This window comes from Burkholderia sp. Bp8984 (assembly GCF_003853755.1).
Classification (GTDB): Bacteria; Pseudomonadota; Gammaproteobacteria; order Burkholderiales; family Burkholderiaceae; genus Burkholderia.
In genome coordinates this window covers 452145-476129 of record NZ_QTQN01000001.1, presented here as the reverse complement: position 1 = coordinate 476129, position 23985 = coordinate 452145, and the positions used below count along the sequence as shown (strand labels likewise).

Genomic DNA, 23985 nt, shown 5'->3' with positions numbered 1-23985 from the left:
TTCGTCGAGCGGGCCGACAACACCGCGCGGATCCTCGACGTGAAATACCACCTGCTGCTGCCGTCGGTGTCGCACGTGGGCACGATCCTCGACAACTACCAGTGGGAGACGATCCTGCGCTGCGTGGCCGCTCACCGGTCGTATCGCTGGGTGTACGACGTGCAGTACAAGCCGATGAACATCGCCGACTATCTGATCCTGAACGGCCGCATGCCGCGCTCGCTGCGCTATTGCTACGGGCGCGTGGTGTCGAGCCTGAACCTGCTCGCGAAGGATTACGGCGTGACACACCCGTGTCACGACACGGCCACGAAGATTCTGCAGATGCTGTCCGACACCTCGGTCGAGCGGATCTTCAAGAGCGGCCTGCACGAGTTCCTGACCGACTTCATCGGCCGCAACAACAGCCTGGGGATCGATATCGCCCAGGCCTACAACTTCGACTGAGACTTGCCATGCGACTCGCCATCCGACACATCTCGCGTTATCAGTTCGACGATCAAGCCACCCATGCGCTGCAACGGCTGCGGCTGCGCCCGCAATCGGGGCCCGGGCAGACGGTGCGCGCGTGGCAGGTCACGATCGACGGCGTCGAGCCGACGCTTTCCTATGCGGACGGATTCGGCAACCGGATCGACCTCGTGCGCCACGACCGCGGCGCGAAGAACGAGGTCGTCGTGGTCGCGGCCGGCGTCGTCGAGACGCAGGACCGCGCGGGCATTCTCGGCCACCCCGAGGGCTATGCGCCGCCGTGGATCTTCGAGCGCGAGACCGCGCTCACGAAGGCCGGCGACACCGTGCGCGAGCTCACGCAGGCGCTGCCGATCGAGCCGCACAGCCTCGATGCGCTGCACTGGCTGATGACGGAAGTGCACGACCGCATCGCATACGCGCCGAACCTGGCCGACGCGCCGGTCGATGCCGAAACCGCGCTGCAAAGCGGCGAGGGCACCAGCCGCGACCATGCGCACGCGTTCATCGCGGCCGCTCGCGCGCTGAAGGTGCCCGCGCGCTACATCTCGGGCTACGTGCTCGCCGACAGCGCGATGCAGCGCATCGCCGACGCGAAGCAGAGCGCGAGCGACGAGGATGCCGAGGAAGCGCTCGCGCTGCAGACGGGCGACGGCATGCAGCAGGTGCTCGGAGCATCGCATGCCGCACAGTCGCAGGGCTTGCCGCAGGCGGCACTCGGCGCGCAGCCGCAGGCCGTCGCGCTGATGCAGCAGCCGGCCGGTCACGCGTGGGCCGAGGCGTACGTCGAAGGGCTCGGCTGGGTCGGCTTCGATCCGTTCATGAACCGCTGCCCGGACGAGCGCTACGTGCGCATCGCCGTGGGCCTCGACTATCGCGACGCGCAACCGGTGACGGGGATTGGCGCGAGCGCCGTCGGCATCGAGATCAGCGTCGTGCAGTCGCCCGAACTGGTCTGACGCATACCTTCTCCGAACCCGCCGTGCCGTGCCGCCGCAGCGACGGCGACGCGGCGCGCGCGGCCGGTCCAACCCGAACCGAGCGGCCTCTCCCATGCCCATTCACGTCGCGCTGCATCACACCACCCGCTACCGCTACGACCGGCCCGTCAACCTCGGGCCGCAGATCGTGCGGCTGCGGCCCGCGCCGCACTGCCGGACGCCGATCGTCGCGTATTCGATGACCGTCGAGCCCGCGCAGCACTTCATCAACTGGCAGCAGGACCCGTTCTCGAACTATCTCGCGCGGCTCGTGTTTCCGGAGCGCACCGAACACTTCGAGATCACGATCGACCTGGTTGCCGAGATGTCGGTGTACAACCCGTTCGACTTCTTCCTGGAAGCCAGCGCGGAGCAATACCCGTTCAGCTATGACGATGCGCTGAAGACCGAACTCGCGCCGTACCTCGCTTGCGATCCGCAGACGAGCGCGGCGCCGCTGTTCCGCGCGTATCTCGACGGCGTCGACCGCACGCCGGCCGGCACCGTGAACTTCCTCGTCGCGCTGAACCAGCAGTTGCAGCACGACATCGGCTATCTGGTGCGGATGGAGCCGGGCGTGCAGACGCCCGAGCAGACGCTCGAGCTCGCGTCCGGGTCGTGCCGCGACAGCGCGTGGCTGCTCGTGCAGCTGTGCCGGCATCTCGGCATCGCCGCGCGTTTCGTGTCCGGCTACCTGATCCAGCTCACGCCCGACGTGAAGGCGCTCGACGGCCCGAGCGGCACGTCGGTCGACTTCACCGACCTGCACGCGTGGTGCGAGGTCTACCTGCCGGGCGCGGGCTGGATCGGTTTCGATCCGACCTCGGGCCTGCTCGCCGGCGAAGGGCACATCCCGCTCGCATGCACGCCGCAGCCGACCAGCGCCGCGCCGGTGGAGGGGCTGATCGACGAATGCGAAGTGTCGTTCGAGCACGAGATGGTGGTGACGCGCGTGTACGAATCGCCGCGCGTGACGAAGCCGTATACCGAGCAGCAATGGGACGCCGTGCGCACGCTCGGCGCGCAGGTCGACGGCGCGCTGACGGCCGGCGACGTGCGGCTGACGCAGGGCGGCGAGCCGACCTTCGTGTCGATCGACGATCGCGACGGCGCCGAATGGAACACCGATGCGCTCGGCCCGACCAAGCGCGGCTATGCGACCGAACTCGTGCAGCGGCTGCGCGCCGAATACGGCGAAGGCGGCTTCCTGCATTTCGGGCAGGGCAAGTGGTATCCGGGCGAGCAGCTGCCGCGCTGGGCGCTGTCGATCTTCTGGCGCGCCGACGGCCAGCCCGTGTGGCACGACCCGTCGCTGTTCGCCGACGAGCGCGAGCCGTCCGCGTGCACGACCGAGGACGCGAAGCGCTTCATCGACGCGCTGGCCGCGCGCCTCGGACTGACCGACGAATTCGTGCGGCCCGGCTACGAGGATGTCTGGTACTACCTGTGGCGCGAGCGCCGGCTGCCCGTCAACGTCGATCCGTTCGACTCGCGCCTCGACGACGAGCTCGAGCGCGCGCGGTTGCGCAAGGTGTTCGACCAGCATCTCGACAGCGTGGTCGGCTACGTGCTGCCGATCAAGCGCACGGACGACGCGCCGGGTCTCGACGGCCCGCGCTGGCAGACCGGCCCGTGGTTCTTCCGCGACGAACGGATGTACCTCGTGCCCGGCGATTCGCCGATGGGCTATCGGCTGCCGCTCGATTCGCTGCCGTGGGTCGCCGGTGCCGACTATCCGTACCTGGTCGAACGCGATCCGTTCGCGCCGCGCGACGCGCTGCCGGACGCGGCCGCGTTCCGTGCGCGTCATGCGGGTGCGGCCGACGCGCCGCGTTACCTGGCCGGCGTGCATCGCGAAGCGTCCGCGCAAACGGTCATGCAGTTGCGCAGCGCCGGCAGCGCCGGCAGCGCCGCCGGCGACCGGCACGCGCATGCCGCGCAGGACCCGCAGCGCCACCCCGAGCGCTTCGAATCGGCCGCGTGGATCACGCGTACCGCGATGTGCGCAGAAGTGCGCAACGGCATCCTGTACCTGTTCATGCCGCCGCTCGCCGCGCTCGAGGATTATCTCGACCTGCTCGCGGCGATCGAGCTGACCGCGCAGGCCCTCGGCGTGAAGCTCGTGCTCGAAGGCTATCCGCCGCCGCGCGATGCGCGGCTCAAGCTGCTGCAGGTCACGCCCGATCCCGGCGTGATCGAGGTGAACATCCATCCGGCGAAGAGCTTCGACGAACTCGTCGGCCAGACCGAATTCCTGTACGACGCCGCCTGGCAGTCGCGGCTGTCCAGCGAGAAGTTCATGGTCGACGGCCGGCATGTCGGCACGGGCGGCGGCAACCATTTCGTGCTCGGCGGCGCGACGCCGGCCGACAGCCCGTTCCTGCGCCGCCCGGACCTGCTCGCGAGCCTGATCGCCTACTGGCACAACCATCCGTCGCTGTCGTACCTGTTCTCGGGGCTGTTCATCGGTCCGACGAGCCAGGCGCCGCGCGTCGACGAGGCGCGCAACGACCAGGTCTACGAGCTCGACATCGCATTCGCGGAAATCCAGCGCAACAAGCTGCTGTACGGGCAGGACATGCCGCCGTGGCTCGTCGACCGCGTGCTGCGCAACCTGCTGATCGACGTGACCGGCAACACGCACCGCAGCGAATTCTGCATCGACAAGCTGTATTCGCCGGATTCGTCGACCGGGCGGCTCGGCCTGCTCGAACTGCGCGCGTTCGAGATGCCGCCGCATGCGCGGATGAGCATCGTCCAGCAACTGCTGCTGCGCGCGCTGGTCGCGCGCTTCTGGGCCGCGCCGTATACGACGCCGCTCACGCGCTGGGGCACCGCGCTGCACGATCGCTTCATGCTGCCCGCGTTCCTGAAGATGGATTTCGACGACGTGCTGGCCGAGCTGCGCGACGCCGGTTTCGCGTTCGATTCCGCGTGGTTCGCGCCGCATTTCGAATTCCGCTTCCCGCTGTTCGGCCAGATCGCGGTGAACGGGATGCAGCTGTCGCTGCGCGGCGCGCTCGAGCCGTGGCACGTGATGGGCGAGGAGGGCGCGCACGGCGGCACGGTGCGCTACGTCGATTCGTCGGTCGAACGGCTCGAAGTGCGCGTGACCGGGCTGAACGACAACCGTCACGTCGTGACCGTCAACGGCCGCGCGCTGCCGCTACAGCCGACCGGCACCGTCAGCGAATACGTCGCGGGCGTGCGCTACAAGGCGTGGGCGCCGCCGTCGGCGCTGCATCCGACCATCGGCGTGCATGCGCCGCTCACGTTCGACATCGTCGATACGTGGCTGCAGCGCTCGCTGGGCGGCTGCCGGTATCACGTCGCGCACCCGGGCGGGCGCAACTATGCGACGTTCCCGGTCAACGCGTACGAGGCCGAGAGCCGCCGGCTCGCGCGTTTCGTCGCGATGGGGCACACGCCGGGGCGGATGGACGTGGCGGCCGCCGCGCCGAGCCGTGAATTCCCGTTCACGCTCGACCTGCGACGGCCCTGATCGTCGGATGAAAGGACGCACGACGATGCGCGGTTTCCGACCTCCCGGCGCGCCGGGAGGAGTGCTAGGATGCGGGCAGACTGCGGCCGCCCGCCGCGTCTGCCGTGCCCGGACGACGGTGCGGCGGCGCGCGGGCACCGCTGCCCCCTGACGACGGAACGATACCGACCGTGCCGCCCATTCACCCCGACGATCTCGCCGACGCCGACGCGATGCCCACGCTTTTCGATACCGGCGCGCAGCCGGACGCCGCGGAACTGGCCGCCGCGCTCGCGGCGCCGGCCGCGGCCGGCCGCTACGACGAACTGCGCGGCAGTGCCGCCGGCCTCACCGCGCCGCTGCTCGCCCCCGCATGGCGCAGCTTCTTCACGTCGATCGGCAGCGACGGCGTGGCCGACCTCGACCGCCGCGCCGACGCGCTGCAGCGCCGCATGCGCGAGAACGGCCTGTTCTACCAGCTCCACGAACAACGCGCGGGCGACGGCGCGGCCGGCCCGTGGTCGCTCGACCTGCTGCCGCTGATCGTCACGCCCGAGGACTGGGTCGCGATCGAGCGCGGCGTGCTGCAGCGCGTGCGGCTGCTGAACGCGACGATGGCCGATTTGTACGGACCGCAGACGATCCTGCAGCGCGGGCTGCTGCCGCCCGCGCTCGTGACCGGCCACCCGGGCTACCTGCGCGCGATGCGCGGCGCACGCGTGCCGGGCGACACGTGGCTGCACGTCGTCGCGTTCGATCTCGCGCGCGGCCCCGACGGCCAATGGCGGATCGTCGCGCAGCACACGCAGGGACCGTCCGGCCTCGGCTATCTGCTCGAGAACCGGCTGATCGTGTCGCGGCTCTTTCCGCGCGGTTTCCGCGGGCTGCGCGTGCAGCGGCTCGCTTCCGCGTACCGGTCGCTGCTGCAGAGCATGCAGGCGCTCAGTCCCGCCAGAAAGAATTCGCGGATCGTGCTGCTGACGCCCGGGCCGCACAGCGCGACCTACTTCGAGCATGCGTATCTCGCGCGCTACCTCGGCCTCACCCTCGTCGAGGGCGGCGACCTGACCGCGCGCGACAACCGCGTCTTCCTGAAGACGCTGCGCGGGCTCGAACCCGTGCACGGGATCCTGCGGCGCGTCGACGACGCGTGGCTCGATCCGCTCGAACTGCGTCCCGATTCGATGCTCGGCGTGCCGGGCCTGCTGCAGGCCGTGCGGGCGGGCAACGTGCTGCTCGCGAATGCGCCGGGTTCGGGCTTCCTCGAGTCGCCGGGCATGCTCGGCTTCATGCCGCGCCTCGCGGAAGCGCTGCTCGGCGAAACGCTGACGCTGCCGGCCGTGCATTCGTGGTGGTGCGGCGAGGCGGCCGCGTGCGGCGATGCGCTGCCGCAGCTTGCGCGCAGCATCGTGAAGCCGTCGTATCCGCCCGAGGTGCAGGCCGGCGACGCGTTCGACCCGGTGATCGGCGCGCGGCTCACGCCGGCGCAGCTGGCCGAATGGCGTGCGCGGATCCTGGCCCGGCCCGAGCATTACACGGTGCAGGCCGACCTGCCGTTGTCGCAGGCGCCGACCTGGCCGGGGCACGACGCGTCCGACGGCAGCGGTGGCGCGCGCATCGTGCCGAAGCCGCTGCTGCTGCGCGTGTTCGCGCTCGCCGACGGCGCGCAGCGCTGGCGGCTGCTGCCGGGCGGACTATCGCGGGTCGGCACGCGCGATACGCTGTTCAACGCGCCGATGCCGCGCGGCGGCAGCACGGTCGATACGTGGGTGATGACCGAAGGCATCGTCGATTCGACGACGCTGCTGCAGACGCGTCTCGGCCCCGACGATCTGGTCGAGCGTCCGCGCGCGATCGCGAGCCGCGCGGCGGAGAACCTGTTCTGGCTCGGCCGCTATACCGAGCGCGCGACCAACCTGATGCGTCTCGCGCGCGCCGCGCTCGAACGGCTGCGCGGCGAGGACGACGTCGACAGTCCCGCGCATCTCGAGTTGATCGACACGTTGTGCCGCGACACCGGCCTGATCGCGCCCGACGCGCCGAACGCCGTCGATGCGCCGCGTGCGTTCCAGTACGCGCTCGCGACGTCGCTGACGCGCGGCGCGGACCGCACGTCGGGCATCGCGTCCTGCCTGTTCGGGATGCGCGGCGCGGCTGCGGCGATCCGCGAACGGCTGTCGAGCGATCAGTGGCGGCTGATCGACGACGCGACGCAACTGTTCGCCGACAGCGCCGATCATCCGGAAGCCGAGGAGCAGATCGGCAACGAGGCGCTGCAGTTGCTGGAGCGCCTCGGGCTGCTGCTCGGCGCGATCACCGGCGCGCAGACCGACAACATGACGCGCGACGACGGCTGGCGGCTGTTGTCGATCGGGCGGCAGATCGACCGGCTGGACTTCCTGTGCAGCGTGCTGAAGTTCGCGTTCGACGAAGGCGCGGTGCACCGGCAGGACGGCTTCGAACTCGTGCTGGAGCTGTTCGACAGCACGATCACGTTCCGCTCGCGCTTCCAGCGCGGCTTCGACGTCGCGCCGTTGCTGTCGCTCGTCGTGCTCGACACCGACAATCCGCGCTCGCTCGGCTGGGTCGTGCAGGCGTTGCGCGGCCGGCTGACGAAGGTCGAGCGCAGCGAGGGCTATGCGCTGTCCGAACTGGCCGAGACGATTCCGGACGTGCCCGCGTGGTCGCTGCACGAACTGTGTGAAACCGGAGATGATGGTCGGCACGACGCGCTGCTCGATGCGCTCGACACGACGGTGAAGGCCGTGTGGGATCTGTCGAACCGGATCGGCGAGCGGTATTTCAGCCACGTTCGCGAGGCGGGCAGGACGCTATGGTGACGCCGAAACACGCGGCGAAGACGCCGCCCGCGGCCGCCCCCGGCAGTGCGAAGCAGACAGCGGCGGCGGTCGTGCCCGCGGCCTCGAATGCATCGGCCACGTCGGCCACGCCGACGACGTCGGCCGGTCGTGTCCTGCGCGTCACGCACGACACCGAATATCGCTACGCGGCGCGCGTCGAATCGGCCCAGCACCAGGCGCGGCTGCAGCCGCTCGCGACGCCGCGCCAGCAGGTGCTGTCGTTCGCGCTCGACATCGAACCCGGACCGGAAACGGTCGGCACCGAGATCGACGCGTTCGGCAACGCGCGCGCATCGTTCGCGCTGAACCAGCCGCACGATGCGCTGCTCGTGCGCAGCCGCAGCACGGTGCGCGTGAGCCCGCCCGTCTGGTCGCAGGGCGCACGCGGCGCGCCGCCGCCCGCGATCGCGCATCCCGACCCCGAGCACGCAACCGCATGGGAAGCCGTGCGTGACCGCCTGCGGTTTCGCGCGGGGCAGCCGTACGACGCGGCGAGCGAGTTCGTGTTCGCGTCGCCGCACGTGGCGTGCGATCCCGAACTGGCTGCGTATGCGGCCGCCAGCTTCACGCCGCAGCGGCCGCTCGTGCAGGCCGCATGGGACCTGATGCGGCGGATTCACGCCGACTTCGCGTATACGCCGAACAGCACCGACATCACGACGACGGCGCTCGATGCATTGCGATTGCGCAAGGGCGTCTGCCAGGATTTCGCGCACGTGATGATCGGCGCGCTGCGCTCGCTCGGGCTCGCCGCGCGCTACGTGAGCGGGTATCTGCTGACGCAGCCGCCGCCCGGGCAGCCGCGGCTGATCGGCGCGGACGCATCGCATGCATGGGTCGACGTGTACGACCCGGCGTGGCCAGAAGACGGCGGCTGGCTGCAGCTCGACCCGACCAACGACCGCGCGCCGGGCGACGACTACGTGATGCTGTCGATCGGCCGCGACTACGCGGACGTGACGCCGCTGCGCGGCGTGATTCGCGGCGGCGGCGCGGATCAGGAGCTGAAGGTCGGTGTGACGGTCGAGCCGCTCGATGAGGCGCTCTAAGGCCTGACGCGCCGGTCGCCGGACGTTTAAGTCGTCGTTAATACTGCCCGCCTAGCATGGTGTTGCCGGCGAACGGATCGGACCCGATCCGGCGCCGGCGGCACGCACGGGTGCGTCGACGTCACGGCGCCGCGCCGTCGCGCGTCGCCATTCCCTTGCAACGGCGGCAGACATGATCAAGAACTTCGACTACACGCTCGGCAACGAGACGATCGAGCTTTGCGCGAGCTTCGGCGCGGGCCCGGCGTTCCGCCGCGTGCTCGTGAGCCGTGCGGATTCGATGGAAACGCTCGTGGTGCTCGACGCGCGTGGCCTGTCGGGCCTGCTGAAGGTCGCGACCGAGGAGCCGGAAGGGTTGCTCGACGATGCGATCCGCAAGGTTGGCGATGAACGACTCGTCGAGCGGGCGATCAGCGGCCGCACGATCGTCGAAGCGGCGCTCTGAGCGGGGCGGCGCGCGCCGGCCGGCATGGCCGGCTGCCGCGCGCCGCGTGGTATTGCGCGGTATGTGCTGCGTTGCTTGCGCTTACGCCGCGAACCGGTCCGTCGCCGCGAGCAGCGCCTTCAGGATGCCCGGTTCGTTGTATGCGTGTCCGGCATCCGGCACGATCTCGAACCTCGCGTCGGGCCATGCCTTCGCGAGATCCCATGCGGTGCGTGCGGGCGTCGCGATATCGTAGCGGCCTTGCACGATCACGCCCGGAATCCCGGCGAGGCGATGCGCGTCGCGCAGCAACTGGCCTTCCTCGACGAACCCGCGATTCACGAAGTAGTGGTTTTCGATCCGCGCGAACGCGAGCGCGTAGTGGCCGTCCGCGAAGTGCGCGGCCAGCGCCGGGTCGGGCAGCAGCGTGATCGTGCGGCCTTCCCAGAGGCTCCATGCGCGCGCGGCTTCGAGCTTCGCGGCTTCGTCGTCGCCCGTCAGCCGGCGATGGTACGCGGCCATCAGGTCATCGCGCTCGGCTTGCGGAATCGGCGCGAGGAATTCTTCCCACAGGTCCGGGAACAGCCACGACGCGCCTTCCTGGTAGTACCACAGCAACTCCGCGCGACGCATCGTGAAGATGCCGCGCACGACGAGTGCGCTGACGCGTTGCGGATGCGTTTGCGCGTAGGCGAGGGCGAGCGCGCTGCCCCATGAGCCGCCGAACACGAGCCACTGTTGCGCGCCGACCATCTCGCGCAACCGCTCGATGTCGGCCACCAGGTCCCAGGTCGTGTTGTTGTCGAGGCTCGCATGCGGTGTGGAGCGCCCGCAGCCGCGCTGGTCGAACAGCAGGATGTCGTAGCGCTCGGGATCGAACAGGCGGCGATGGTCGGGGCTGCAGCCCGCGCCCGGGCCGCCGTGCAGGAACACCGCGGGCTTGCCGGACGGGTTGCCGCAGCGCTCCCAGTAGATGCGGTGGCCGTCGCCGGTGTCGAGGTGGCCGTGGGCGTAGGGTTCGATCGGTGGGTACACAGGCAGGCTCCGGGTGAGGGTCGGCAGGGCGGCGGACGAGGCACGGGCCGGTGGGCGATCGGAATACGGCGGCGCCGGTATCGCGGATATTGCGGCGCCGCAGATTCGTTGTGTCGGCATCGGCCCGGCGGCCGCCGGGCAAGGCTTGTCATTATGCCCATTCATTGCGGCCGCTGCGTGCGATGGCGATGGCGATGCCGGTTGCACGGCGCGGCATTGCGGCCGGCATGCTCGGCGGAATTTTTTGAGCAATTTCATTCGGATATTTTTCAGACAAAATCCCGGCGGCATATCGGCGCACCGATCGCGGGCGCCGACCTTCATTCCGTTCCTCCGCCGTGCCAACGGGAAACGAACCGATGAACCATCGCGTCAAGCAACTGACCGGGTTGCGCGCCGTCGCGGTCACGATGGTCGTCGTCGGCCATGCGGAACGCGTGCTGCCGGGCGGCTATACCGGCTGGCTCGCGCCGCTGCGGCTCGTCGCCGACGGCCGGCTCGGCGTGCTGATCTTCTTCGTCCTCAGCGGCTTCCTGATCACCAACGTGCTGCGCGCGGAGTGCGCGCGCACCGGCGGGGTCGCGCTGACGTCGTTCTATGTGCGCCGCGCACTGCGGATCTGGCCGGCGTGCTACGTGTATCTCGCGACCGTCGGCGTGCTCGCCGCCGTCGGCTGGCTCGACGTCGGGCGCCGCCAGTGGCTGTATGCGGCGCTGCATCTGTGGAATTACTCGGCATGGTTCGGGCTGAGCGGCGACAACGTGCTGCACCCGGACGGCGCGTGGTATCTCGGGCATTTCTGGTCGCTCGCGCTCGAAGAGCAGTTCTACTGGTTTTGGCCGCTGCTGTTCGTGTTTGGCGCCCGCCGTCGCGGCACGCGCTGGCTGGCCGCGCTGATCCTGGCCGTGCCGCTGGTGCGCGCGCTCACGTATTTCGTCGCGCCGGCGCTGCGCGGGCAACTCGGGATGATGCTGCATACGGGCGTCGATCCGATCCTGATCGGCTGCTACGCGGCGCTCGAACGCGAACGGCTCGAAGCATGGATCGGCTCGTGGCGCGGCGAGACGCGCATCGTGACGGCGCTCGTCTTCATCGTGCTGTTCGGGATGCCGCTTGCCGAACATCGGCTCGGCGGCTTCTGGAATGCGACCTACGGCGTGACGCTCGAGGCCGCGCTGATCGCGATCGTGATCGTCGTGCTGAATTTCCGCAGCGAGTTCTGGTGCGCGCGGTGGCTGCGGGCCGCGCCGATCGTGTTCGTCGGCTCGATCTCGTTCAGCCTGTATCTGTGGCAGCAGCCGTTCGCGAACCCGGATCTGGCGGTTCCGCACGCGTTCCCGCTCGGCATCGTGTGGGCGCTGCTGGCCGCGATGGCCAGCTACTTCCTCGTCGAGAAGCCGTTCCTGCGGTTGAAGGATCGCTATACGGCGCGCGAGGCGCGACGCATGCGTGGCGACGCGTTGCGGATGCCGGCGCCGCCGGCAGATCCGATCGGGCCGAAGGTGGCGGAGTAGGCGGGCCTGGCGTGACCCGCTTGCGGCCTCACTTGAAACGCTTCAGCGCCTCGGGCGAATACCAAAAGGTACTGAACATGTCGATCCCGTACGATTTGCCGTCGTATTTGACGACCGTGCGCGCGGTTCGCTTGCCCGTATCCGAGTAGCTGTCGTCGTCGCGCTATCAGGGAAACATGCCGTTGGCGCGGCTGCATTCCTACCCGAAGCTGACGGTCAGAGGTCAGCAACGCTTCCGGGGCGACATCGCGGAGTGGGGCTTGCCGCCTGAAATTAGAGAGTAGTACGCCATTTGGGTGCACGTCTCGCTGCGGTCAGCGTTCCGTAGAGGCTGTTTCCGGCTGATTGCATCAGTTCAGATTCAGACCGAATGTGCGCGAACCCAGCGCGACTTTCCAATACGATTCGCGCCGGATCACCTCCTGGCGGGATGTATCTGCCGGCAACACTTCGAGCAGCGTGAACCGGAGATCCAGTTCGCGTCCAGGCGTAGCGGCGAGCAACTGCGCAAGCAGCTTGTTGCCTCCGTGTCCTGTGGTCGCATAGTTGCTCCAACGCTGTAGCACCCCTTGTGCGCCGGAGGCCGAACCCACATAGTGTTGGCCGCCGCGCTCGTCCGTGATCAGATAGATTCCGGACACGCCAGCCAACCCCTGTTGCCAGGCTGCGTCACGCAGTGCGATCCGCAGTTCCGCCATAACGAGTGAGACACCAGTGAGTCCCTGGAACGGCACCGCCGATTCGAGCTGTGCGGTGACGCTGTACCGGCGGCCCATCCGCATAGGAAATTGACTGCAGGAGCCTGGCTTTGCCTCGTGCGCAATTTGCTCGATTGGTGAGTTGGTTGTCCGGCGTACTCGCTGGGTTTTCTCCGGTCGCAGGACACGCCGCCAGGCCACTTCCTTTCCGGTCCACTCGATTTCGAGCTTCAAACGCAGATCGGCAAGCAGATCGAGTTCGCGCAAATCGTGGTAGTAGCCGCCCCAGTTCTCGTGCAACGGCTCAAAGCTTCCCTCAAGTAGTCCCCGACGAATCGCCTCGCCGGGCGACAGCACACCGTCGACACGCCAGACGCCCAGAAGCAGGGCATGGCCGGGCCGATTGCCGTAAAACGCTACGAGCAGGCTTCCCACGGGCATCTCTCTGGGCTGCATCGCCTGATACAGATTCAGTGCGCGCGTGCCGATATATTTCACGAGGGGATACCGCTTATCCTTGTGGCGCATCAGAGTGATTTGCTGTGCGGCTGGATCGACACCGGCGTTCTTTAGAAGGTCTAGTAGGTCTTCAAACATGGGACTCGACTGTAACTGCATACCGACGATGACGGCAAGCGACCGTCGCTCCGACACCGCAAACTTTAGTCCCTCCAAGAACGCGTAAAGACCGCAAAATCGGCGGCTGCTCTTGGTTGCCGATTCAACTGGTTGCCTCGTCGGTCAGCATCGACCGGTTGAATCCGCCGCCAGAAGCGGCCATTCGCACGTAGACTACCGCGAACGTCCGAGTATCGCATCGACTCCGGGCACCGACATGTACGCGTCAACTGCATATATTCCTGGCTGACCAGCCTTCGTGAGCAGGGCAGTTCAGCGGATCCGATCGCAGGTCACACGGTTTTGCCGAGGGGGCGCTTCGGCGTTGCGATCCTGGCCGCCTGCAATTGCGCTCACCTGCTCGCGCCCATTCGATTACCGCGCGCCTGCAGAAATGGAAAGCTTGCAAAGCAAAGTTGGCTTGCGAGGCCGATCGCGCCGGGCACAGACCAAAAGCCGGCAAAGTACTCGAGCACGGTCCTTCCAAACAGGAGTCCTTTGGTGCACAACTCCGCAATCGTCAATGTGGCCAGGGCGATCGCGCCCATCAGCAACGCCTCGTTGGTATCCGTCAGGAGGTCGTGTTTTTTCGTGCTCCAGTGCGACACGTACCAACTCGCGGCCAGCATGAACGGCGCTTCGAGCGATACGGCTGCCGTCTCTCCCAGCAGCCGCACAAGCAGCAGGACGCGCATCGCCCCGAAGGCGAAGCCGATCGCAAAAACGATCAATGCATAAAGGCAGCCCGCTTCCGCGCAGGTTGCCCATCGGGGGCTACGATGTGAGCACCGCGTCACGGCGTCTTGCGTTTTTGATATGGAAGGAGATCAGCAAATGCAAAGATCGGTGTGCCCGAAGCCTTGTGAATAATCGAGCACCGAAATGACTATCGGAATCACGCGAAATATCCGGACCTCGTCAGGAGACGGCATCGGCATTGGCAGCGCGTGCATGTCCGGATACTTCAGTGGAAGCATGTGCAAGACCTTCTCTGCTTCGGCACGATCAGTTACCGGTTGTGCACGTGCCGCCATCGACAAACCGGTAATCGCCATCAGATCCGATGTGTCGTGGTCGATCGTGAGCGATACCCGGTCGTCGCGGGCCAGATTGGCCGCCTTCTGGCTTTCCAGGCCGCAAAGGAAGTAAAGCGTCAGTCCCTGGCTCACGTATCCGACGGTGGTCGCCTGCGGCCAGCCGTCCGGCCTTAGCGTGGCGATCGTCATGATTCGGTGCTGATCCAGCAATGACAGGATCTTTTCCTTGATCTGCTCGTCCATGGATCACCTTCCAGTTCGTGAAATCCTATCCTGTCCCACCGGGTCATCCGGCGCTTGATGCAAATCAAATACCGAAGATGACCGACTTCGAGACGCACGGCGCGCAAGCGTGAGCGGCCCGCCTGCACGACCTGCCGCGCAGGCCGCGATTCACGCCGACCGCAATTGACTCAGATCAACGGAGCCGGCATTTGCCTGACACAGGTTGACGTGGCAGGCTAGATAGTCGACAACGCGCGCCGAAAACGGCCCGGTGCGGAGATACGGGTGTTGAGAATTCAAGCGATGAAGGGAATTGCCTTTGCGTCTGGATGCGTGCCGAGTCGCGTGTCGCCGTGGCGGTTTTCAGTAAGTCTCGCTGTGGAGGATTTGGGGCTGCGCTGGGGGCTCGGAATCGCAGTCCAAAGGGGCGTTGCGAATTTTCCATTGGCGCTGCACGCGAGCAACATTGCGCGTCAAGTCACTGCATGCGCGCCGCACTCTGGCACGGCAGCCGCGACAACTTACGGGAATTTGGCATGGACAGGCGAACTTTCTTCGTCGGCGCCGGCGGCGCCTTGATGCTGGCAGGCGGCGCGACTGCCTGGATGTCGTCCGTGGGATCGATGGCCGACTATCAGGCCTATGCAAAGCGCCTGCGTGCGGCTCTGACAATGCCGCCGAGCCTTGGCGGCCTCATCCGCTATGCGACACTTGCCGCCAACAGCCACAACACGCAGCCTTGGCGGTTTCATGTCGGCGACGGGTTCATCGACATTCTGCCGGACCTCTCGCGCCGCACACCCGCTGTCGACCCGGACGACCATCATCTGTTTGTGAGCCTTGGATGCGCGGCGGAAAACCTCGCCATCTCGGCTGCAGCAACGGGCTGGCCTGGAGAGGTTCAGATGGCTTCCGGCGGAGACGGCGCACGTTATGCATTCGTACGCGGATCGATGAGGGCGAGTTCGCTTTTTGCCGCAATTGCCAAACGACAATCGACGCGCGCGGAATATGACGGGCGTGCCGTTCCTGCCGCCGATCTCGCGTTCCTCGAGCGGACGGCTGCCACGCCCGGCGTTCACTTGACCCTCATCACCGACCGAATGGGGATCGACAAGGTCAGAGATCTGGTGGTAGCCGCCAACGACATTCAAATGGCGGATTCGGCTTTCATGAGCGAACTGAAGCGATGGATCCGGTTCAACCCACGCAGCGCCATGTCGTCGGGCGATGGCCTGTTCTCCGCTGCAAGCGGGAATCCAGTGCTGCCGAGCTCCCTTGGACGCTTTGCGTTCGAACGGTTCTTTGACACCCGAACCGAGAACGACAAATATGCCCGCCAAATCGATTCGTCGGCAGGCATTGCCGTGTTTGTTGGCGATCGGGAAGACAAGACGCATTGGATCAGGGTCGGCCAGGCCTGTCAGCGCTTCGCGCTGACAGCGACAAACCTTGGGATCAAGGTCGCCTTCGTCAATCAGCCCGTCGAGGTCGCTCGCCTTCGTCCGCATCTGGCAGGCATCGTCGGCGATACCAGCCGGCGACGGCCTGATATCGTCATGCGCTTCGGCTATGGACCGACCCTGCCATTCTCGCCCCGCCGTCCCGTGGAGACTGCGCTGGCTTGACGCCGCCGGTATTGACGCGCTGTTGACGTCAGGCGAGCGTCGGCCAATTGCCGCTGTTCAATCCAATCATGGGGCCTTTGCACGGGCCAAAGCGGAATGCGCGCAGTTCGTCGACGCGGTTCGCCGGGAAATCCTGGAATACTTCGACGTGACCGACAATCAACCGGACTGGAAGGTCGTGCTGCGCAATGACGACAGCGATGAGCAGTGGGCGGAAGTCAACCGGCAGCGCAGCGGGTTGGGAACCGGCGAAGTGCGTGGAGATCTCTGATCATTGCTTGCAGTCGCATGTGCCCGCTGCCGGAAAGGCTCACTCCACCAGCAATTTCGCGCTGTGGCGCGACAAGATCCCGACGAACTGGTCGGCGGGCTGTGGCCGCGCGAACAGGAAACCTTGCCCCTGATGGCAACCGATCTCCTGCAGGAAGGCCAGTTGTTTTTCCGTCTCTACGCCCTCCATCACGACATCGAGCCCGAGCGCGCGGCCCATTGCAACGATCGCGCGCACGATCGCATCGTCCGTGCTGCCCGAACCGCAGTCCGTGAGGAACGACCGATCGATCTTCAGCGTATCGACGGGCAGATCCTTCAGATACACCAGCGACGAATATCCCGTACCGAAATCGTCGATCGCCAGGCTGATCCCCCGGATCGCCAGTTCGCGCAGCAGGATGCCGATTTCCTCGCGGGTGTTCATCGCCATGCTTTCGAGCAACTCGAGCTGTAAGCATTCGGTCGGCAACGCGGTTTCGCTGAGGATGGTCGTCAGGTCGCTGAGGAAATGGTCGGTAAGGCATTGCCGTGCCGACACGTTCACCGCCACACGCCCGAACTCGAAGCCCGCGTCGAGCCATCGGCACGCCTGGCGGCAGGCTTCATGGAGCACCCATCGGCCGATCGGGACGATCAGCGCGGACCGCTCCGCGAGCCCGATGAAGTCGCCCGGCGGTACGAGCCCCCTGCGTGGATGCAACCAGCGCAGCAACGCCTCCACGCCGACGATCCGGCCGCTGGTCAGATCGTATTGCGGCTGGTAGAACAGGCGGAATTCATTCTGCTCGAGCGCGCGGTGCAATTCACCGAGCATATCCAGCTGCTCGATCGCCGACGACGTCATCTTGCTCTCGAAGAACTGGAACACGTTCCTGCCGCGACTCTTCGCGCCGTACATCGCCTGGTCCGCAAGCAGGATCAAGTGCTCCGCCTCGATCCCGTCGTCAGGATAGATGCTGATGCCGATGCTCGGTGTCACGAAGATTTCGTGGCCACCGATATCGATGGGCCGCGCCACTTCGTCGAGCAGCGTGCGCGCAATGCGCCCGACGTCGCGGACGTCGTCGAACTCCTCCAGCACGAGCGCGAATTCGTCACCGCCCATGCGTGCCACAGTGTCGTTCGCGAGCACTTCGGCGACGATGCGTCCCGCGACGATCTTCAACACCTCGTCGCCGGCGTTGTGGCCGAGCGTATCGTTGACCAGCTTGAAGCGGTCGAGATCGAGGTACATCACCGCGACCTTGCGACCGAGCCGCTTCGCCTGGACGATCGCGTGCGCGAGCCGCTCCTCGAACAGCGCCCGGTTCGCGAGATTGGTTAGCACGTCGTGCGTGGCGAGATAGCCCAGCCGCTCTTCCGCCTGGCGCCGCTGCGTGATGTCGGAAAAGATCGCCGCGTAGTGGGAGATCCCGCCTGCGTTGTCGCGAATGCTGGTGATCGTCAGATATTCGAGAAACAGCTCGCCGGTCTTGCGGCGATTCCAGATTTCGCCTTGCCAGTGGCCATCGGTCGTTAGCGAATGCCACAGCTGCTTGTAGAACTCGGGCGTCTGGCGCCCTGAACTCAGCATGCTTGGGTTGCGCCCGATCACTTCGTCCTCGGTGTACCCGGTCAGGCGCGTGAAGGCCCGGTTGACGCGCTCGATCTTCGCGTGCCGGTCGGTCACCATGATGCCTTCGAGCGCCGATTCGAACACCCGATCCGCCATGCGCAGGTTGAAGCGGGCGAGACCCAGTGCTTCGTCGCGCTCGCGCAGGGCGCTGCGCAGCTCGTTCGCGTATTCGTGCTCTATGCTCTGCAGCACGTCCGCGAAACAGAGCAGCCCGGTGAGCCTGCCGTCCTCGTCCTGGATGCCGACGTGTCGCATATTGTGCTCGGTCATGAAGCGCTGCGCGGCATACAGACTCTGCCGGGCGGACAGCATCTGCAGCGGCTTGCTGGCGAAGGCGCCGACCGCGCCTTGGGTTCCGCCGTCCGCCAGGAGCCGGACGACGTCCCGTTCGGTCAGGATGCCGCGCTCGCCGTCGTCGTAGCCGACGAGGATCGCATCGAGCCGTTGCGCGCGCATCTGCGCGATGACTGCGTGCAGCGCGGCATGCTCGGGCACTACGACGGGCGGATGGACGGAGATCGATTCGATCGGCTTCAGGTGGAGGAAAAATTCCGGCCCCTGGTTCACGACGACGTCGGTCTGCGTCAGCACACCGATCGCGACGCCATCCCGGACCACCACGAAGTGCCGCACGCCCGACTGCGTGAACTTCATCGCAGCTTCACCCAGCGGCGTATCGGCCTCGAGCGTCAGCACCGGATGGCTCATCACCTCGCTGACCGGCCGATCGAGCCCGCGCGGATTGTCGCTGGCCGACAGTGCATCATGCTCGGTCCAGATCCCGACGACCTGGTCATCCTGCATCACGACGATCGAGCTGCAGTGCTCGGCGAACATGCGTCGCGCGACCTCCCGCACCGGTGTGGCGGGTGCGCAAGATAGAATCTGACGCGCGATCAGGCGCGCGATCGGAACATCGTAGCTGTTCGGATACATTTTCTAACCAACACGAAAAAACCTTGCCGGCGCATGGTGATCCGGCAACCTGCGGGCTCGTCTGCGGCGGCCGGCAAGACCTGATTCCGCTCGCCTCGAATGGTTGCGTACTCATCGAATTCGCAAGCGGGGTATTGCCCCGTCGCTCGAGGCATCGTGGCGGCGAGCGCGGTGCCGTGACCCCCGGCACCCCATTCGACGATCCGATGTCCAGCGCACCCAAACGCCGGAGCATCGCCTTCTCAAGAGCGGCCATCCTGCGTTAACGACAGGTTCGGAAAAGAGTTGAGTGCCATGACGGCATCGGGGCTGCGTGGCGGCAAGTCGAACGGCTGCGGGCAGGGGTGACACGTCGATGCTCACGCTACTTCCCGAACAACAAAAAAGGCCCTTGCGGGCCTCTTACGGATGAAGGGGTGAGCAACGTTCATTGCGTCAACGCGGCAAACCCCTCCAGCAACCGCTCGACATCAGCCGATTGAATCGCGCCCATCGTCGAGATCCGGAACAGTTCCTTCGACAACCCGCCTTGCCCCGCATAAATCACGAAGCCGCGCGCCTTCAGCCCGTCGTGCAGCGTCTCGTACGTGACGCCTTGCGGCAGCCGGTACGCACGCAGCACGACCGACGACGCGCCTTCCGGCAGCACGAGCGACATCCCGCGCGCCGCGAGCCCGGCCTGCGCCTGATCGGCGAGCGCCTTGTAGTGCGCATGCCGCGCACGCCAGCCGCCGGCCTCATCGAACTCGCGCAGCGCCTCGACGAGCGCGTAGTACGCGTGCACGGACGGCGTGAACGGCGTATTGCGCTGATCCTGCAGCTTCGCGAGCCGGCCGAGATCAAGGTAATACGTGCGGCTCGCCGCCTTCGCGAGCGCGCTGCGGCGCACGATCACGAACGCGGCGCCCGGCACGCCGTGCAGGCACTTGTTCGCGGTCGCGGCGACCGCGTCGATCACGCCGCCGGCGAAGTCGATCGCTTCGGCGCCGAAGCTGCTGACGCCGTCGACGAGCATCTTCACGCCGCGCGCACGGCACACGTCGGCGATCGCGCCGAGGTCGTTCAGCCGGCCCGTCGTCGTTTCGTGATGAATCACCGCGACGTGCGAATAACCGCCCGCGTCGAGACGCGCGGCGATCTGCGCGAGATCGGGCGCCTGCATCCATTCGTGCTTCACCACCTCGTGCGCGATTCCGTACTGCGTCGCGATCTGCGTGATGCGCTCGCCGTACACGCCGTTCTCGATCACGAGCAGCTTGCCGTCCTGCGGCACGAGCGCCGCGATCATGCTCTCGACGGCGGCGGTGCCCGAGCCGGTCATCAGCACGGCGGCCCACTCGGCCGGATCGAGCTCGTACGCGGCGACGAGGCGCGCACGCGCTTCATCCTGCAGATCGAAGAATTCGCTTTCGCGATGGCACAGGTCGGGTTGCAGCAGGCTGCGGCGCACGCGTTCGGTGAGCGTGACCGGGCCGGGATTCAGCAGCAGCATCAATGAGCTCCTTCGGCGTGGGCTTCAGCCTGTGCGGCGCCGATATGCCGCATCAGGCGGGTCTTGACCTCGACCGGCGTGACGGTCGGGCGGGGCAGGCCGTCGGGCACGCCCGTGCGGATCGCCACGCGCACGAACTGCGCACCGTCGGCCCGCGCGGCGAGCGTTGCATCGAGCACGTCGAGCGTGTCGCCTTCGACGGCCGACGCATAGCCGCATGCGGCCGCGACACCCGCGAACGACACATGCTGCGACACGGTCGCCTGGCCGCCCGTCGATTCGTGTGCGCCGTTGTCGAGCAGCACGTGCGTGAGGTTGGCCGGGCCGTAGGTGCCGAGCGTCGCGAACACGCCCATGCGCATCAGCGCGGCGCCGTCGCCGTCGACGGCCACCACGCGCAGGTCGGGGCGCGCGAGCGCGAGACCCAGCGCGAGCGGCGTCACGCAGCCCATCGAGCCGACCATGTACAGCTGGTTCGGGCGGTCGTCGATCGCATAGAGCTCGCGGCCGCAGAAGCCGGTCGACGCGAGCACGACGGTCGAATCGACCGGCGTGTGCGCGATCACGCGCTGCAGCGCGTCGTGGCGGGTCGGCCACGCGTCGGCCGACGCGGCACGCGACGACGCTTGCGCGGCGACATGCGCGCGCGGCGCTGCCGCCGGGTTCGCCTTCAGCTCATAAGGCGCGACGCTGCCTTTCTGCATCACGAGCGCGTACGGGCGGCCCGTCGCGTCCATGTGCGCGATCGCGCGGTCGAGCGCCGGGCCGACCTGTTCGGGGTCGGTCGGGAACGTCTCCCACGGGATCTCCATCGTGTCGAGCATCGCCGGCGTGATCGGCCCCATCAGCGCGTGCTGCGGCTCGTCGGCGACACCCGGCTGGCCGCGCCACGTGACGATCAGCAGCTGCGGCAGCCGGAACGTCCAGGTCAGCGACGTGAGCGGGCTCACCGCGTTGCCGAGCCCTGAGTTCTGCATCATCGCGATCCCGCGCTTGCCGCCGAGCGTGGCGCCCGCGATCAGCGCGACCGCGTCGCCTTCGTTCGCGGCCGACACGTAGTGCAGCGTCGGGTCCTGCAGCACGTAGTTGATGAACGGCGTCAGGTACGAGCAGGGCACGCCCGCGTACCAGTCGAAACCGCGTTCGCGCGCGACCTCGACGAACTGGGCCGCTTCGATCATTGCGCGCTCCCGTTGCCGGCGCCCGGCTCGGACAGCGGCGTCTGGCCGTGCGCGAAGTCGCCCGCGCGGCGGAAGTCTTCCAGATCGTTGACGCCGCGCCAGTGGCCGTGCACGTACTGCACCTCGATCTTCTCGCCGGCGGCGATCAGCTCGTTGAGCAGCGACGGGATGTCGAGCGTGTCGAAATCGGGGCGTGCCTGCAGCGTCGCGAGCATCGCCTTCAGGCGGTCGACGCCCGCGCCGCGCACGTTCAGGAGACCGATCCAGCGGCCGTGCGGCGTGCCGGCGGCGACGTCGCTCGACACACGTTGCAGATACGTCTTCTGGCCGAACAGGCCGCGGTCGTCCGCCGCCGAGCACAGCGCGAAGTCGCGCACGCTCTGGTTGGTTTCCGTGAGCGACGAATCGACGACGACGCTGAACTCGGCCTCGCTCTCCGCGAGGTCGCGCACGATGTAGCTGCGGAACAGCAGGTCGCCGTACGAGATCACGGTGTCGCCGGTCAGGCGTTCGGCCGCACATGCGAGCGACACGAGTTCGCCCGTCTGCGCATGGCGTTCGTTGACCACGAGCTTGATGCCCGACGTGTCGATCGCGTCGGCGCGATAGCCGCCGACCACGGTGATGTCGTTCACGCCGTGCGTCTTGAAGCCGTCGACGAGCCAGCGCAGCAACGGCTTGCCGGCGACCGGCAGCATGACCTTCGGCTTGTCTTCGGTGACGGCTTCGAGGCCCTTGCCGCGGCTCGCGGCGAGCACGATCGCGGCGTTCGACGCGCGCGACGACGACGACAGGTAGATGCGCTCGGCGGCCGAGTACTCGTCGGCGTCCTGCAGGCGGAAGATCTCGTTGACCGATGCAACGCGGTCCTCGACGTTGATCAGCGTTTCGCTCTCGTGGATCTCGCGCGCGGTCGCCTGCATCGCGGATGCCGACGCGCGGATCAGGTGGTTCGCCCAGATCACGGTGCTGATGCCGGCCTGGCGGAACACGTCGGTCGGCGTGCTGTAGTACTTGGTCGGTACGATCACGAGCGGCGCCTTGCCGCTCCATTCGCGCGCGAACTGCAGGATCTCGTCCGGGCGCGACAGCTTGCTGTGGATCAGGATTGCGTCGGCGCCGGCTTCCGCGTACGCGTTCGCGCGACGCAGCGCCTCGTCCATCCCCCAGCCTGCGATCAGCGCTTCGACACGCGCGACGATCGAGAAGTCGGGATCGGTCTGCGAATCCTTGCCGGCCTTGATCTTGCCGCAGAACTCGTCGATTTCCGCGAGCGGCTGGCGCTCGCCGCCGATGAAGCTGTTGGTCTTCGGGAACTGCTTGTCCTCGATACAGACGCCGGCGATGCCGCGCTGCTCGAGCTTCTTCACGAGGCGGCGCACGTTGTTGAAGTTGCCGTAGCCGGTGTCGCCGTCGAGCAGGATCGGCAGGTCGCTCGCGTCGGCCATGAACTCGAGCACGTCGACGACCTGCGTCCAGCTTGCCTCGTTGTTGTCGCGCACGCCGAACTGCGCGGAGATCGCGAGGCCCGATGCCCAGATCCCCTTGAAGCCCGCTTCGCGGACGATGCGCGCGGACAGGCCGTTGTGCGCTTCCATCAGGAATTCGAGTTCGCTGCTGACGAGCATGCGGCGCAGGCGTGCGCTGCGCGATTCGGAGAAGTTGGGTTCGCGTGCGTTCATCGTGCGGCTCCGGCGGTCGTGCGTTGAATCAGGGGGAGAATTTCTTGTGTCGCGCGTGCGACGTCGTTCGGGAAGTCGATCTCGATCCACGGCGAACCCGTGACGTCGGCGACGTCGAACGCGTGGCCGCCTTCGAGCAGCAGGTCGCGCACGGCTTCCTCGTGCGGCATGTTCGCGCGGCCGCTGTCGACGTAGCCCGCGACGATTTTCGCGAGGCGGCGCGCGGTGCCTTCGGTGAAGCGGAAGAAGCCGACCGACTCGCCGATCGTGTCGTAGTCGAGGTCGACCGCGAGCTGCTTGCGCAGCTCGACCGGCACGCCGTTCTTCAGGCACAGCTTGACGGGCTCGTCGCCGGCCTCGAAGTCGCGATCGATCAGCAGGCGGTCGACCGACTTGTCGGCATCGGCGACCAGCGCGTGCAGGATGTTCTCGTCGTACAGCACGTCGGCGTCCATCAGCAGCACGTCGCCGCCGCGCGTCATCGCGTCGGCGACGGTGTGCACGGTCAGCACGCTGCCGAGGTCATAGCGCTCGTTGATCACGATCTCGGCGGTGCGGCCGAGGCGCTTCAGTTCCTGCTCGACCTTCTCGTGCTGAAAGCCGAGCCCGAGCACGATTTCATCGACGCCCGCGGCGTCGAGCACACGCAGATGGCGCTCGAGCAGCGACACGTCGTCGAAGCGCAGCAGGCACTTCGGGAATTGCGCCTCGGGCGGTTGTTGCAGGCGCAAGCCGAGGCCTGCCGCAAGAATGATGGCTCGCATGGGTTCTCCAACCAAAAAGCC

At 67.0% G+C, this 23985-nt stretch carries 18 protein-coding genes and 2 pseudogenes; 9 read left to right on the top strand and 11 right to left on the bottom strand.

The genetic code is table 11. The annotated features are described in order from the left end of the window. The 6 genes from DID98_RS02040 to DID98_RS02015 form a co-directional block, all read left to right on the top strand. A partial coding sequence (locus tag DID98_RS02040) for an alpha-E domain-containing protein (protein ID WP_148091644.1) occupies positions 1-447 on the top strand: 447 nt, incomplete at its 5' end. 8 nt (positions 448-455) lie between these two features. After that, positions 456-1430, top strand: a complete 975-nt coding sequence (locus tag DID98_RS02035) for a transglutaminase family protein (protein WP_124485049.1) — start codon at positions 456-458, stop codon at positions 1428-1430. 94 nt (positions 1431-1524) lie between these two features. Beyond that, the gene (locus tag DID98_RS02030; RefSeq protein ID WP_124519690.1) at positions 1525-4953 is read left to right on the top strand and encodes a DUF2126 domain-containing protein; all 3429 of its coding nucleotides are present in this window, start codon (positions 1525-1527) and stop codon (positions 4951-4953) included. Between the two features lie 212 nt (positions 4954-5165). Continuing rightward, positions 5166-7772: a circularly permuted type 2 ATP-grasp protein gene (locus DID98_RS02025; protein ID WP_124519707.1), complete on the top strand. Its 2607-nt coding sequence runs from the start codon at positions 5166-5168 to the stop codon at positions 7770-7772. Continuing rightward, the gene (locus DID98_RS02020) at positions 7766-8842 is read left to right on the top strand and encodes a transglutaminase family protein (protein ID WP_124519689.1); all 1077 of its coding nucleotides are present in this window, start codon (positions 7766-7768) and stop codon (positions 8840-8842) included. Before DID98_RS02025 ends, DID98_RS02020 begins: the two co-directional genes overlap by 7 nt. A 172-nt stretch (positions 8843-9014) precedes the next feature. Continuing rightward, positions 9015-9287 carry a hypothetical protein gene (locus DID98_RS02015; protein WP_124485046.1) on the top strand — a complete coding sequence of 91 codons (273 nt, stop codon included), beginning with the start codon at positions 9015-9017 and terminating at the stop codon, positions 9285-9287. Positions 9288-9368: 81 nt separating this feature from the next. On the opposite strand, the gene pip is transcribed toward DID98_RS02015, so the two are convergent. Together pip and DID98_RS02005 are read right to left on the bottom strand one after the other, a co-directional pair. Continuing rightward, positions 9369-10301 (bottom strand): prolyl aminopeptidase, encoded by a 933-nt coding sequence (gene pip, locus DID98_RS02010; RefSeq protein ID WP_044843979.1) that lies wholly within the window; start codon positions 10299-10301, stop codon positions 9369-9371. Between the two features lie 151 nt (positions 10302-10452). Continuing rightward, the gene (locus DID98_RS02005; RefSeq protein WP_124519688.1) at positions 10453-10677 is read right to left on the bottom strand and encodes a hypothetical protein; all 225 of its coding nucleotides are present in this window, start codon (positions 10675-10677) and stop codon (positions 10453-10455) included. On the opposite strand from DID98_RS02005, the gene DID98_RS02000 reads away from it, so the two are divergent. Beyond that, on the top strand, positions 10661-11815 hold the full coding sequence (locus tag DID98_RS02000) for an acyltransferase (protein WP_124519687.1): 1155 nt from the start codon (positions 10661-10663) through the stop codon (positions 11813-11815). The two genes, DID98_RS02005 and DID98_RS02000, sit on opposite strands and share 17 nt — an antisense overlap. Positions 11816-11843: 28 nt before the next feature. Here the strand turns inward: DID98_RS02000 and DID98_RS36125 are convergent. From DID98_RS36125 to DID98_RS01980, 4 genes and pseudogenes are all read right to left on the bottom strand, one after another. Next, positions 11844-11978, bottom strand: a pseudogene (locus DID98_RS36125) (multidrug ABC transporter ATPase); the annotation flags it as partial. Positions 11979-12165: 187 nt separating this feature from the next. Beyond that, complete coding sequence (locus tag DID98_RS01990; protein ID WP_124519686.1) at positions 12166-13110, bottom strand: GIY-YIG nuclease family protein; 945 nt, start codon at positions 13108-13110, stop codon at positions 12166-12168. A gap of 374 nt (positions 13111-13484) precedes the next feature. Further along, positions 13485-13862, bottom strand: a complete 378-nt coding sequence (locus DID98_RS01985) for a hypothetical protein (protein WP_124519685.1) — start codon at positions 13860-13862, stop codon at positions 13485-13487. Positions 13863-13958: 96 nt separating this feature from the next. Then, positions 13959-14411, bottom strand: a complete 453-nt coding sequence (locus tag DID98_RS01980; RefSeq protein ID WP_124519684.1) for a pyridoxamine 5'-phosphate oxidase family protein — start codon at positions 14409-14411, stop codon at positions 13959-13961. Between the two features lie 467 nt (positions 14412-14878). On the opposite strand from DID98_RS01980, the gene DID98_RS01975 reads away from it, so the two are divergent. Next, positions 14879-16021 carry an Acg family FMN-binding oxidoreductase gene (locus DID98_RS01975; protein WP_260426172.1) on the top strand — a complete coding sequence of 381 codons (1143 nt, stop codon included), beginning with the start codon at positions 14879-14881 and terminating at the stop codon, positions 16019-16021. A 73-nt stretch (positions 16022-16094) separates the two neighbouring features. Next, a pseudogene (locus tag DID98_RS01970) lies at positions 16095-16292 on the top strand (ATP-dependent protease); the annotation flags it as partial. Positions 16293-16331: 39 nt separating this feature from the next. On the opposite strand, the gene DID98_RS01965 reads toward DID98_RS01970, so the two are convergent. The 5 genes from DID98_RS01965 to DID98_RS01945 all read right to left on the bottom strand — a co-directional run bounded on the left by DID98_RS01965 (position 16332) and on the right by DID98_RS01945 (position 23964). Beyond that, positions 16332-18845: an EAL domain-containing protein gene (locus DID98_RS01965; RefSeq protein ID WP_124519683.1), complete on the bottom strand. Its 2514-nt coding sequence runs from the start codon at positions 18843-18845 to the stop codon at positions 16332-16334. A 427-nt stretch (positions 18846-19272) separates the two neighbouring features. Next, on the bottom strand, positions 19273-20337 hold the full coding sequence (locus tag DID98_RS01960) for a 2-aminoethylphosphonate aminotransferase (RefSeq protein ID WP_124519682.1): 1065 nt from the start codon (positions 20335-20337) through the stop codon (positions 19273-19275). Continuing rightward, the gene (aepY, locus tag DID98_RS01955; protein ID WP_124519681.1) at positions 20337-21518 is read right to left on the bottom strand and encodes a phosphonopyruvate decarboxylase; all 1182 of its coding nucleotides are present in this window, start codon (positions 21516-21518) and stop codon (positions 20337-20339) included. The genes DID98_RS01960 and aepY overlap by 1 nt, the downstream gene beginning before the upstream one ends. Next, positions 21515-23200 carry a phosphoenolpyruvate mutase gene (aepX, locus tag DID98_RS01950; RefSeq protein ID WP_124519680.1) on the bottom strand — a complete coding sequence of 562 codons (1686 nt, stop codon included), beginning with the start codon at positions 23198-23200 and terminating at the stop codon, positions 21515-21517. Before aepX ends, aepY begins: the two co-directional genes overlap by 4 nt. Beyond that, the gene (locus tag DID98_RS01945; RefSeq protein ID WP_044843985.1) at positions 23197-23964 is read right to left on the bottom strand and encodes an NTP transferase domain-containing protein; all 768 of its coding nucleotides are present in this window, start codon (positions 23962-23964) and stop codon (positions 23197-23199) included. Before DID98_RS01945 ends, aepX begins: the two co-directional genes overlap by 4 nt. Positions 23965-23985 lie beyond the last annotated feature (21 nt).

What these genes read in the sequence shown, in the direction of transcription:
- DID98_RS02035 (WP_124485049.1), top strand. Translation starts at nt 456, where the DNA reads ATGCGACTCGCCATCCGACACATCTCGCGTTATCAGTTCGACGATCAA.
- DID98_RS02030 (WP_124519690.1), top strand. Translation starts at nt 1,525, where the DNA reads ATGCCCATTCACGTCGCGCTGCATCACACCACCCGCTACCGCTACGAC.
- DID98_RS02025 (WP_124519707.1), top strand. Translation starts at nt 5,166, where the DNA reads ATGCCCACGCTTTTCGATACCGGCGCGCAGCCGGACGCCGCGGAACTG.
- DID98_RS02020 (WP_124519689.1), top strand. Translation starts at nt 7,766, where the DNA reads ATGGTGACGCCGAAACACGCGGCGAAGACGCCGCCCGCGGCCGCCCCC.
- DID98_RS02015 (WP_124485046.1), top strand. Translation starts at nt 9,015, where the DNA reads ATGATCAAGAACTTCGACTACACGCTCGGCAACGAGACGATCGAGCTT.
- DID98_RS02000 (WP_124519687.1), top strand. Translation starts at nt 10,661, where the DNA reads ATGAACCATCGCGTCAAGCAACTGACCGGGTTGCGCGCCGTCGCGGTC.
- DID98_RS01990 (WP_124519686.1), bottom strand. Translation starts at nt 13,110, where the DNA reads ATGTTTGAAGACCTACTAGACCTTCTAAAGAACGCCGGTGTCGATCCA.
- DID98_RS01980 (WP_124519684.1), bottom strand. Translation starts at nt 14,411, where the DNA reads ATGGACGAGCAGATCAAGGAAAAGATCCTGTCATTGCTGGATCAGCAC.
- DID98_RS01975 (WP_260426172.1), top strand. Translation starts at nt 14,879, where the DNA reads ATGCGCGCCGCACTCTGGCACGGCAGCCGCGACAACTTACGGGAATTT.
- DID98_RS01965 (WP_124519683.1), bottom strand. Translation starts at nt 18,845, where the DNA reads ATGTATCCGAACAGCTACGATGTTCCGATCGCGCGCCTGATCGCGCGT.
- DID98_RS01960 (WP_124519682.1), bottom strand. Translation starts at nt 20,337, where the DNA reads ATGCTGCTGCTGAATCCCGGCCCGGTCACGCTCACCGAACGCGTGCGC.
- aepY (WP_124519681.1), bottom strand. Translation starts at nt 21,518, where the DNA reads ATGATCGAAGCGGCCCAGTTCGTCGAGGTCGCGCGCGAACGCGGTTTC.
- aepX (WP_124519680.1), bottom strand. Translation starts at nt 23,200, where the DNA reads ATGAACGCACGCGAACCCAACTTCTCCGAATCGCGCAGCGCACGCCTG.
- DID98_RS01945 (WP_044843985.1), bottom strand. Translation starts at nt 23,964, where the DNA reads ATGCGAGCCATCATTCTTGCGGCAGGCCTCGGCTTGCGCCTGCAACAA.